General features: G+C 57.3%; 8 protein-coding genes and 2 pseudogenes. 6 read left to right on the forward strand and 4 right to left on the reverse strand.

Annotation, left to right across the window (positions count from 1 at the left end; all coding sequences use genetic code 11):
- A complete protein-coding gene (locus TY51_RS03350) occupies window positions 1-816 on the reverse strand; it encodes a replication initiation protein (protein ID WP_081994686.1) in 816 nt (271 codons plus the stop codon).
- A gap of 1,053 nt (window positions 817-1,869) precedes the next feature.
- On the opposite strand from TY51_RS03350, the gene TY51_RS23920 reads away from it, so the two are divergent.
- A complete protein-coding gene (locus tag TY51_RS23920) occupies window positions 1,870-2,319 on the forward strand; it encodes a serine hydrolase (RefSeq protein WP_052649722.1) in 450 nt (149 codons plus the stop codon).
- Complete coding sequence (locus TY51_RS03360) at window positions 2,316-3,194, forward strand: serine hydrolase (RefSeq protein ID WP_052649724.1); 879 nt, start codon at window positions 2,316-2,318, stop codon at window positions 3,192-3,194. Before TY51_RS23920 ends, TY51_RS03360 begins: the two co-directional genes overlap by 4 nt.
- A gap of 690 nt (window positions 3,195-3,884) precedes the next feature.
- Here the strand turns inward: TY51_RS03360 and TY51_RS03365 are convergent.
- Window positions 3,885-4,352 carry a hypothetical protein gene (locus tag TY51_RS03365; RefSeq protein ID WP_156117860.1) on the reverse strand — a complete coding sequence of 156 codons (468 nt, stop codon included), beginning with the start codon at window positions 4,350-4,352 and terminating at the stop codon, window positions 3,885-3,887.
- Window positions 4,353-4,462: 110 nt separating this feature from the next.
- Between TY51_RS03365 and TY51_RS03370 the strand changes: the two are divergent.
- The 4 genes and pseudogenes from TY51_RS03370 to TY51_RS22460 all read left to right on the forward strand — a co-directional run.
- Window positions 4,463-5,428 (forward strand): annotated as a pseudogene (locus TY51_RS03370) (IS481 family transposase); the annotation flags it as partial.
- Window positions 5,429-5,929: 501 nt separating this feature from the next.
- Window positions 5,930-7,189 (forward strand): calcium-binding protein, encoded by a 1,260-nt coding sequence (locus TY51_RS20040; RefSeq protein ID WP_052649726.1) that lies wholly within the window; start codon window positions 5,930-5,932, stop codon window positions 7,187-7,189.
- 485 nt (window positions 7,190-7,674) lie between these two features.
- Window positions 7,675-8,631 (forward strand): annotated as a pseudogene (locus TY51_RS20765) (IS630 family transposase).
- A gap of 556 nt (window positions 8,632-9,187) precedes the next feature.
- On the forward strand, window positions 9,188-9,538 hold the full coding sequence (locus TY51_RS22460; RefSeq protein ID WP_197054625.1) for a hypothetical protein: 351 nt from the start codon (window positions 9,188-9,190) through the stop codon (window positions 9,536-9,538).
- Window positions 9,539-9,657: 119 nt separating this feature from the next.
- Here the strand turns inward: TY51_RS22460 and TY51_RS03390 are convergent, their stop codons facing one another.
- Both TY51_RS03390 and TY51_RS03395 read right to left on the reverse strand, forming a co-directional pair.
- Entirely contained in the window at window positions 9,658-10,137 is a 480-nt protein-coding gene (locus TY51_RS03390; RefSeq protein WP_042245865.1) for a hypothetical protein, read from the reverse strand.
- Window positions 10,138-10,424: 287 nt separating this feature from the next.
- Complete coding sequence (locus TY51_RS03395; RefSeq protein WP_042245868.1) at window positions 10,425-11,024, reverse strand: terminase small subunit; 600 nt, start codon at window positions 11,022-11,024, stop codon at window positions 10,425-10,427.
- Between the last annotated feature and the right edge of the window lie 364 nt (window positions 11,025-11,388).

Genomic DNA, 11,388 nt, shown 5'->3' on the forward strand with positions numbered 1-11,388 from the left:
TCACTCCAACAAGCCGGGAATTGATTGCTGCGTGCTCTTAGGCGAAAGGGCAGGGGCTCCATGAAGCTCAGCATATGCTAGTTTCTGTGCCTCAGGGCTCTTGACGGCCCATGCGATCTTGATTGCGCCAACTTTGCGGCCAACCTTTACTGGTTCGAACGCTGCATGGAATTCTGCCAACCGATTCACCTCTTCAAAAGCTGGCCGGATCGCGAATTTCAGCAAGTTGGAATAGGTTCCTAGCTTTCCCGCTTCGACACCCAACATTGAGCGAAACTGGTCGATTTCGAAGGTCTCGGATCGGACGTACGAAAGACGTGCGCGCTTGGCGACGATCTCATAAAGGGCCAAGGCATACTTGCTGGACACCGCATGGATCACGTCAAGCTGCAGCTTGGCGAAGATCTGGCTGTCGCGCAGTAGCTCAACCAGAACCGGGTCAAACTCGTAAGTGAGATAGCCACGGTCGTTCTTGCGATCTGCGATGGTGGTGCGGCCTAGAAGGGGTACCAGCTCGACCCTGTCAGGGGAGCGAATAGTAACGATGGTCCGCATGAGGGACTTGATCGCTTGCGCCAGGCGCTCGTTGCCTGCGTGCGAGAACTTGAGTGCAGTCAGGGGAATGGTAAATCGCTGATGGGGAATCGCCATGTCCGGACCATGAGCATTATGAAGCAACAGGTTGAAAGCACGGCGGGCATTCAGCGTCAGCTTCTCGGCACCATCGACCTCTACCAGTTCGGCAGGCTTGAGCATCTCGCCACCGAAGGGCCGTAAAGCAAGCGTTGAAACCGTAGTTTTCGGGTCGTTTTCCATGTCAAACCGTAGCTGCGCGTCATGTCTTTAACTACGGCTGAACCTTGCGGGTCAAATGAAAGCGATAAAGCCGTAGTTTTCGGGTCGCTTGACAAGGCAGGGGGCTTAAAACGCCAACTCTGGCGCAGAACGACCCGATTTCTACGGCTTTACGACCCGATTTCTACGGGTTCGAGCATCTGAACGACCCAATTTCTACGGGGCTTGCACCCAATAGCTACGGTTCAGTGATACATTTCTGTTTCTGTTCAAAGCTCTAAATGCCAATGAAGAAGAAGAAAGAGAAGAAAAGAAGGTTGCTGAAATAGGGGACGCATGACATGTCCCCCATACGCAAAAGACCACCCTTGGTTATGCGGAGAGGACCGATAATGATAGATGCTAGTGAGGAGGGCAAGAAATTACATGCGGGCGTCTGGCCAGCCATAAGGCTTGTAATCCCACTCGTCCGACGCTCGCGCACGAACCTCCTCCAGCGCCACTGCCATTGAATCTGACAAGCCATTCTCCAACGGTATGGTGATGATCAACCACGCCCACTGGGGGCGGCTGAGACGGCTCCTCTGATGGTCATCACGCACAATGCGCCCGACAACCATCCTATCCCAGAGAACGACCCAATCGTTGGCATCCGGTGATCTTGCGGGTCCAGTGTCTGGTCATGGCGCATCGCACTTCTTCTGATCTACTGAAATGAAAGAGGAACATTATGCGAGAAGAGTGATGGGTAAGCTGGCTAATCTAACTACAGCTGCAAGCACTCGCGAATTTACAAGAGAACTTTGGTCAGCTCCCCCTTGTCGAAGCAAGAATTGAACTTACTGGTGGTAACGACCTCAAGTGGTAGATGGCATTCGACACCGATCTTCCGCAATATGCGTCCTCGCAGCATAGCCCTCCAAGCCAATGCCGACGAACTTCCTCCTGATTGACCGCTTCAGCTGCCGCAGCTAGCCTGACCCAAGGCGCGGAGGAGGCGTCTGGCTGCGGCGCTCATCGCCGCGGCTACGCAATTCGGGGCGGATGCACGGCACCGAACGGGGAGGAAACCGCATGAAGCTGATGATGGGTCTGGCAATCTGGAGTGCTGCCGCACTTTCGGCTGCAGGAGCGTGGGCACAAGCTCTTCCAACCGCCGAGCCGGACACGGTAGGCATGTCTTCCGAGCGTCTCGACCGCATCGGCACAGCGTTCGATGCCGAAGTTGACCGCGGCGAACTGCCGGGTGCGGTGATCATGGTCGCCCGCGACGGACAGCTTGTCTACACGGCAGCGGTCGGCGAACTCGCACCTGAGGCCGATACAGCAATGGTCGATGACGCGATCTTCCGGATCTACTCGATGACCAAACCGCTGACGTCCGTCGCTGCCCTGATCCTCATGGAGGAAGGCAAGCTGCAGCTTGCAGATCCGGTGCACAAGTTCCTGCCCGAGTTCGAAGGCTGGAGGTCAGTACCGGCGACGATGCGGGGCAGGGGGCCGAGCCCACCGACCGCCCGATGACGGTTCAGGACCTGCTGCGCCACACATCAGGCCTCGCTTACGGCGAGCTGACCCAGAACGAGGCGGTCAAGGCTGCCTATGCCGAAGCGGGTGCCTTTAATCCCGATGGCATGGCCTTCGACGCTCGCGCACTCTCCGGCGACGAACAGGTGGCGGGCCTGGGCCGTGCGCCCCTCGCACGACAGCCCGGGACCCAGTGGGAGTACAGCCTTTCAACGGACGTGCTGGGCCGGGTCGTCGAAAAGGTCTCTGGCCAGCGACTTGGCGATTTCCTTGAAGAGCGTGTCTTCGGCCCCCTCCAGATGCAGGACAGCGGCTTCCACGTGCCCGAGAACGCCGCGACGCGGCTTGCCGAACCCTTCGCCACCGATCCGGGAAGCCAAGAGCCCTTGCCGATGATCGACGTGAGCCAGCGGCCCGCCAATGACTCCGGTGGCGCAGGAGCCGTCTCTTCTGCCGGCGACTACCTTCGCTTTGCACAGATGCTCGCCAATGACGGCGAACTTGACGGCGTGCGGATCCTGAGCCCCACCACGGTACGGCTCATGGCCTCAGACCACCTCGGCGAGATCGATCCGGGCGCAGGTCCGGGCCAGCTTCTTATGGGATCGCCCGGCTACACGTTCGGCCTTGGCGTCATGGTGCGCGAAGACGACGGCATCGCCAGCGTCCCCGGCGCGGAAGGCCAGTTCATGTGGGCAGGCTATGGGGGAACCTATTTCTGGGTCGACCCGGAATACGATCTCGTGGCGGTGTTGATGTCCCAACGCGCCGGTCCGAGCCGGGCGTATTACCGCCGTCACGTGATGCAGCTGGTCTATCAGGCGATCACGGACGAGGTACAAAGTGAAGCTCAGGAGGCGGCCCTCCAGTAGAGTATACATCACGCTGACCTCAGCAGCTAAAGCAACAGATCATTGCTGAGGTCGGGCACTTGAAGCGGCGCGTCATGATGGATAAATGGCTTGCGGGTTGCCTTTGTCATAGCCTACCAGATGAGCCGGAAGCGGTACGGCTTCTAGTCTAAGCATATTTCAACGCTTTAGCGGCGACGGCCTTCCATCCGGCCCGATGCCAGAGGCCGCTCTTCACTCTGTTCCCTAAGGCCTGACCCCCACGACTTTTCCCATCCTTGGCCCTCATAGCGGAACTCCATACAGTCGTCCTCGCGCTAGTGCAGAACCAGCTTGTGGCCGTCACGGAAACCTAGATCGGTGTCGAATGCATCAGGTCCATTCAGATCTTGGAGCACGCGATCAACGAGGAGCTCATGGTCGAGGGAGGGGGGCATGAGTGAGCCAACTACAAGCAGCTCCCGTTCAGAACGCCACAGCTCCCAACGTAATTAGCCGAGCGGCTCATCACCGGTACAGGTGCAGAATATGGCGCGCAGGCTTGGCTGACACATGTTTCTTCTCCTCAGACTGCTGTCTGCGTTGCTCCGCAACTGGAACGGTTATGACTATGAGATTTCAATTGCTCTGCCTCCCAGCAGGCGGTGGGAGCCTTGAGAATGACGTCACCTTTTGACAATCGGGGATGGCAAAATTAGTATGCCATACTGATCAGGAGTATTTTGCCTGTAATACAAGGAGCATCTCTGTCATGCTCAAACTGCTCCCCAAAGGTGTTCCTGCCGTGACCGGGGAAATATGATTTACTTTCCGCATCTTCGGCGCTGGCTCTGGTTTGTTCTCGAGCAAGGAATGAATCCATTCGCAGTGCGGCCTTTGCACCTCTGGCAGAAGCGGCCAGATCCTCTCAATTAGTGACAGCCACTCCCGTGTCGTAGTGACGTTTGCCCTCAGGAGGCTCGCTTTATCCAGGTTGCTCAACTTCTCGTAAGCCAACCTGTCGCGTTTGGCCCCAGCTACCTCCCTCTCTCGCCTTACCTGGTCGTCCTTCCTTTTTTGGTGGGCGGCTGCGGCTCTCTTCATCGCGGCTGCAATTTCAGGAGTCATGGCCTGCGGCATGCCGCTGCCTTCCTTTACATTCCAACCGACCGGACTTCGATGGATGACCGTACCGCCCATTCTTGGTTGCTCCTTATGTGTTCCATCCCGGATGATCACATAGACCCTCGCCGGACCGCGTTCTTCGTGGCAAGATCGATCCTGGCCGAGTTTCGGGACGGGAGGCGAGGATGCTGATCTCTCTTCACAAGCAGGCAGCAACGACACCGAAAATACGAGCTGCGATCCAGGCAAGCACTGAGCCGGCCTGGAGGGTGGCGGAGCGCTACGGCATCTCCATGCAGACCGTCTGGAAGTGGCGGAGCCGGGACAGCGTGCATGACCGAAGCCACACGCCGCACAGGCTTCAGTCGACGCTCACGCCCGCGCAAGAAGCTGTGGCAGTGGCACTGCGCAAGTCGCTGCTGTTACCGCTGGATGACCTGCTATCGGTGGTGCGGGAGTTCCTGAACCCGCATGTTTCGCGTTCCGGGCTGGACCGCTGCCTGCGCCGGCATGGCGTGGGCAACCTGCGCGCCTTGAAGCCTGCTCTGCCACGGCCTGCACACGGGGCCTTCAAGACCTACGAGCCGGGCTACTTGCATGTCGACGTGAAATACCTGCCGCAGATGGCCGACGAGAGCCGCCGCCGGTATCTGTTCGTGGCCATCGACCGCGCCACGCGATGGGTCTTCGTGCGCATTTACCCAGCCAAGACTGCTGCCAACGCCCGCCGTTTTCTGCGCGATCTGGAACGCGCCGCGCCGATGACGATCACCCGTGTGCTCACCGACAACGGCAAGGAGTTCACCGATCGTCTGTTCGGACTTCGCCGGCGGGGGCCCACCGGCAACCACGATTTCGACCGCCTCTGCGCCGACCTCGGTATCGAGCATCGCCTGGCCCCGCCGATGCACCCGCAAACCAATGGTATGGTCGAACGCTTCAATGGCCGGATCGAGGACGTCCTGCAGAGCCACCGCTTCCGCAGCGGCGAGGATCTCGAACAGACCATCCTGCGCTACGTCCGGCTCTACAACGGTCAGCTCCCGCAATCAGTGCTGAAGGGCCGAACGCCCGTCGATGCGCTCAAGGACTGGCAAAAACAAAGGCCGCACCTGTTCAGGAAGAGGCCGTATAATCACCTGGGATGTGACACTTATGTACGCCAAGGGTGTCATGACTCTCTCGGGGACATAATGCAGGCGCTTTTTTGGTACGGCCACTACATAGAAGAAGCAATGTTAATGGATGGCGCCGCAGGCTCCAGCCATGCTGAATGTTGTGGCCAACTGCATTAGAGTCTTTGAACTTATCCGGTGGAATGCGATGGCTTGAAGCCAAGCATGGGGGAGGCCGGTCTCGCCGGCCGCAGCACTAAGTCCCCTTCTTCCAAAATCTTTTGCGTTCTTTTGCCTCGAGGCCGACCCTAAAGCGGCCCTTCCAGCATCGCGCAGGAGGTCCCAGTCATTTACCATTTCCTTTAGTTGTAATGGATAGGATTTCTTAACTCCATTACACAGGGACCTAGAACCGTCGATGTCGCTCGTCCACCAGAAGGTGTTCCCCAAATATTTAGCGTTCATTGTTGCTTCCCGTTCCGCACCTTCTAGGGGACGCCAAAGCACCTGAATGACCGCCCTTCGTAGGAGGCACATGTGGCCGATCTAAAAGCGAACTACGCTCTTGATATGCTCAGTACCGACGTGTGGTACGGCTACGTAACTGTCGCAAATTCAACGACGATCCGCGTTGAGAACGGCGGCTTGGCGGGCACCTATCGAGGCTCTTTCTGGTATGACAACTACGGCAACCCTCAAGGCCGACTTGATGGCTATGACGTGAGTTATTACGGAACGACCTGGGTGAGCGCGACGAGGATCAATCGTGACGTTGCGACGTTTCAGAGCTTCATCGACCGGGACGATGCGTGGGGCGCGCAGGCCTACGTTTTCTCCGGAAGCGACAAGCTCACTGGTTCCTATGAGGACGACACACTTGTCGGATTTGCTGGAGACGACTTCCTATATGGTGGAAATGGTTTCAACATCCTCTTTGGAGGAGATGGCAACGATACGTTCTTGAGTGGTGCTGACGATGCCTTTCTTGGCGACGCCGGGTCAGATCGTGTCATCTATGATGTTCGGACGAACGTGACTGTCAATCTTAACCTCACGAGCTTCCAGAGCACAGGGCATGGGCAAGACAGTTTCAAGGAGATCGAACACCTCACCTCGGGTTCTGGGAACGACAGGCTTACCGGCAACAGCGCAGCGAACTCGTTCTCTGCAGGCGGCGGTAACGACATGCTCAACGGCGGCAACGGGAATGACAGCCTGTATGGCGAAGCGGGCAACGACACTCTGGAAGGGGGTTCGGGCAACGATCTGCTCAACGGTGGATTTGGTAACGATACGGTCCGGTTCACAGCCGGCACTGCTGTTTCAGTTAATCTCTCACAAGCAGCCGCTCAAAACACCGGCGCGGGGCTGGACACGATCCGCAATGTCGAGAACGCCTTGACCGGTGCTGGCAACGACCGGATCATTGGCAGTGCAGGAGCCAATTCCCTGACTGCAGGATCGGGCAATGACGTTCTGTCGGGATTGGCGGGCAATGATCGCCTCTTCGGCCAGACAGGGAACGATCGTCTGCAAGGTGGGGCAGGGAACGATATCCTGACCGGTGGGATCGGAGCAGACCGTTTCCTGTTCTCCAGGGGCGACGGCAATGACAGAATTACCGATTTTGCCAATGGCATTGACCGGATCGTCATCGACAGTGGCGCTGAGACCTTTGGCCATGTCAGAATTGCCGACCTGGGTGCTGATGCACGGGTCTCCTTCGGCGACGTGACCATCACTCTGTCGAATTTCGATCATACCCAGCTTGGGGCTGAAGATTTTATCTTCACGTGATGCGTGGGGCGGGGCGGAAAGACGCCCCGTCCCTAACTGGCCTGCCGGATGCGCTGCCGTGTTCCAAGATGTCATTCACTGCCTAGGTGGTTGAGTAGATCTAAACGAGCTGTGGCACCCCCGAGGCAGATCGCAGTCACTGACAGGAGCGCCCCTAGCCATTCGACAGACGATGAGAAGTGATTCCGCCGCCTTGGATGAGCTTGATGCGCAACTAAAAGGGAATGAGCGGTTCGAGGTCCCGGTGACCGCCATCACGCCCGCCGTACTTTAGGAGATCAATGCCCGCATTGAGATCACCGGCCGTGTGGGCAGGCTGCCCGAGCGCCTTAAGGAGATTGCGAGGTCCGAAAGACAGCCAGCTCTGCCTAGCGCTGATGCTCTCCCCGAGCCAGTTCAGGCACTAGAGCGTTTCTGCGCAAACCGGAGTCGTGGGATTCCCCAAAGGGCCTGTTTGTGATTCACCTTCTCTGGGAGGATGGATCATGTCGGCACTGTTACCGAATGCGTTGCGTGCGCGGTTCAAGGCTTATCTCGAAGAAGGCTTGAGCGGGCGAGCCGCCGCCTCGCGGTTGAAGCTCTCGCCTGCGACGGGAACACGTTGGGCCCGGGCGATCTGGCAGCGAGGGGAGGCAGCGCCTGCGCCGCAAGGACGGCCACGCGGGGGCGGGAAGCTTGCGCCACATCAGGCCTTTCTCGAGGAGTTGGTCGCTCAGGGCCCGGACATCACGCTCTTCGAATTGCTTGATGCCCTGGCCATGGCCGAGGGGGTAAAGGTGCATCATTCCTCGATTGCAGCACTGCTCAAGCGGCTTGGTTTCAGCTATAAAAAAAATCGTTGGTCACCTCCGAACAGCACCGAGCCCGCATAAGACAAGCGCGCCGTGAGTGGCTGGAACGGCGCATGCCCCCATGCGGCGGCAGCCTGAACGGCTGGTGTTCATTGACGAAACCTCCGTGAAGACGAACCTGACCCGGCTGCGGGGGCGCGCCCGGCGCGGCCAGAGGCTTCGGATGGACGCGCCTTTCGGTGCCTGGGGCACGCAAACCTTCATCGCAGGCCTTGGGTTAGAGGGCTCATCGCGCCCTGGGTCATCAAAGGCGCGATGGATGGTCCCGCCTTCGCGACTTATATTCGCGATGTTCTGGCTCCGGAGCTGACGCCAGGCACGGCCGTCATCCTCGACAACCTTGTCACTCATCGTAACGTCGAAGCCGCTGAGGCCATCCGGGCTGCGAAATGCTGGTTCCTTTATCTGCCGCCCTATTCGCCAGACCTGAATCCCATCGAGCAGGCATTCTCGAAGCTGACGGCGCAACTCCGCAAGATCGGCGCACGGACCTTCGATGACCTGTTCAAAGCCCTCGGCAACATCTGCAACATGTTCTCAACCCAGGAGTGCTGGAATTACTTACACGCCGCAGGGTATGTATCAGGTTAAAGCCGAAACGCTTTAAGCCTCGCAGATTACAGTAGCGCACTGCGGCGAGATCGACACATCGCTGCTTCAGCGACGGGCTTCCTTAACGACTTCGCAGCATGCCCGTCGTAAGCGTGAGGGATCAGATCTCTTCAATGGCATGTCGATCCGAACCATGACGATAAACTACCTCCGGACCCCGATCCCGGCCGACTTTCGGATCGACATCACCCTTGAGCAGGTCAGGGCACTTTCATACGGGCGACAGCATCAGCATCTCGTCGACGGTTTCGAGAAGCGGCTTGTTCACTTCGTGAGCAAACCGAAGGAATACGCGGAGCTCGCGATCGCTTGGTCAACCACACCCCACACAGACGCCTGTCAGGACGACAGCTGCGTTGGATGTGAGGGTTGTCATAGCCGGTTCCCACCCTTCGAGAATTACCTTCCTCGGGCCATGTTCGTGGATGGCTGGTATGCGCAGACCTTGGTTGTCAGGGATATCATGTCTGGACCAGTTCGTGGCGCTTTGGGCGTTCGATATCGTAGCCGTACTCTGGATTGCGGGGACGAGGTCATGTTCGACATCTCCCTCCAGCTTCATTCCCTTTTCGTCGTGGAGGATTACTGGTTCTGCCGTTATGGGAATACGCTTCTTGCCACGACCGTGGAGCTTCTGCTCGTGCTGATCGACGAGGTCGAACGTCTAGCAGATATCGATCCCGGGCAGACCTCCCTGCATATCCGTCTGGACATGACACCTCCGACAAAGGATCCGGGAGGCGCCCTGAAGTTCCGGGGAGAAGAGTTGGCGGACAGGTATCTTGAGTTTGTCGAATGGCTCGTCCGCTTGAAAAACATGCGAACGACCTTTGCGTCGATATCACTTACCGACGAGACGCGCTGGCGCGACGGCCACCGAGAGTAGAATGTCGCGAAAGCCTTTCACAAGCACCGTGGCGACGGATGATGTGTGCTCCTATCAAAAATATATAGGACGAAAGCAGTAGCTTCTGGCTCGGTTAGAACCTCCAGCCAAAGGTGAGTCTAAAACTGCGTCGGATCGTTAAAAGCACCGGGGAACAGATGATCGTCAGTGACCTTGTTTAGCGGTGCATCTGGATGCTTCCATCTACTTCGGCGGTAATCGTCTGCAACTCGATCCCGCAGCGCCCATAGTTCCGTTTCATCTGCCGCCATGAACCGGACGGCTCCGGCACGCACGAGCAGGCGTCGCAGCTCGTTGCTTTCGAAGCCCCCGAGATGATGACGTATCATGGGAAAGCTTCGATACGGAAACTCAGATATACCTAAGTGGTGACTGATCGCAGTCTCGACGGATTGCTCTGTGCCAAACTCGGCGAGAAGGGCCTGTCTCTCCGCTGCAAGCTCGCGTTCTAGCTTCTCTCTTTGAAATTCGATTTCCCGCGCAAATTTTGCGCTTTGCGCTCTTAGCGGTATGAGCGCTGCCAAGAGGCCACTGAAGGCACCCATGAAGGCCGAAAGCAGCGGAATCCAGACTTCCATCGGAAATACTCTTTACGTTGACCGAGACGCACCACCAAGTAAACAGATTTAAGGCGATCTGTCACTTTAGACTTCATCAACCTAAATAGTTGTTTTCGCGAATTTTAAAACCCTAGGTACAACCCGCCACCCAAGAGAACGTTTATTTGACGATTAGTTGTTGATTTCCACCCCATCAGTTCTGGGTGGAAATCAACACCCTTCCCAATACTCCGCTGTTTTTGCCACGGTTTTGTCCGTGTCTGATAGCGTCTGCTCGCTTACGGGGCAGAGGTCTGTGTCCCGTTTCAGTTGTCGTAGGTCATCGCGTTGGGCATCAGGGGCGTGCCCTGTGCTGCGGCGACCAGCGCGGCGAGGGCATTGTTGGCGCTAGCCTCACCCTTCTGCTTGTTGTCTTTGTCAAACAGTCCCAGATGCCGGCCAAGAAGCTCCAAGCCCTTCATCCGGTCGTGAAGCTCGAATTTGAATGTACCGTCCTTAGATACGCTCACGGACTTAATTGCGCGGCGCTCGTACTCGGTCATCTGTTGAGAAGAGATCGGGTGGCATACAGGGCGCATGACAGGCTTGCCGTTCGGCAGGGTGAGAGGCAGCCCGCCTTCATCGAAGACCTCCTCCATGCCCCAGGTCAGCATCTGCCCAATATCGGCAAGGGCGACGATGACGATCTCGCGCAGCACGTCAGCGGCCGTCATTCCGAATTCAACGTCACGTATCGCCTGCAATCGAGCGATTTCGGAGATGATATGGTCGTACTGGAGTAGTTCAAACCCCGTCTGCTTCGCCCGGCTTTCCGAATATCCAGCAGCGATTGCTGATGCTTTCGCATCCTTTCGGATCACGTACTCTTGGCAGAAAGCCTCTTGGCGAGAATTTAATCGGGTCATTTGGTCACTCGTGGGTCACGGTCCTGCAGAGTTATGCGAGCTATATGAGGGATATCTCCTCTAAGTTGCAAACCTTTTTCTGCCGCTCGCTATGCGCTTTGACTTATGAATCCGTTCTGCAGACCAGTCCGTTAAATAAATCGTATAGGGCGTGAGCAGTTAGTGACCCTCATTCATGCCAAAGAATCTTTGGGAAAGTGTAGTTACCACCAAGTCTGTGACGCTCTGCGGAAGTGGAATACACTATTTCACAACGGAAGACACAGGTTTTGCCCAGCTATCTGGCTTTGCCCCCATTTCACCGGACGCTCAGCCGGTTGCGGTTTGAGCTGCGATGAACTCGCGGGGCGAGCGCATCTTCAGC

Source organism: Paracoccus sp. PAMC 22219 (assembly GCF_000787695.1).
Lineage (GTDB): Bacteria > Pseudomonadota > Alphaproteobacteria > Rhodobacterales > Rhodobacteraceae > Paracoccus.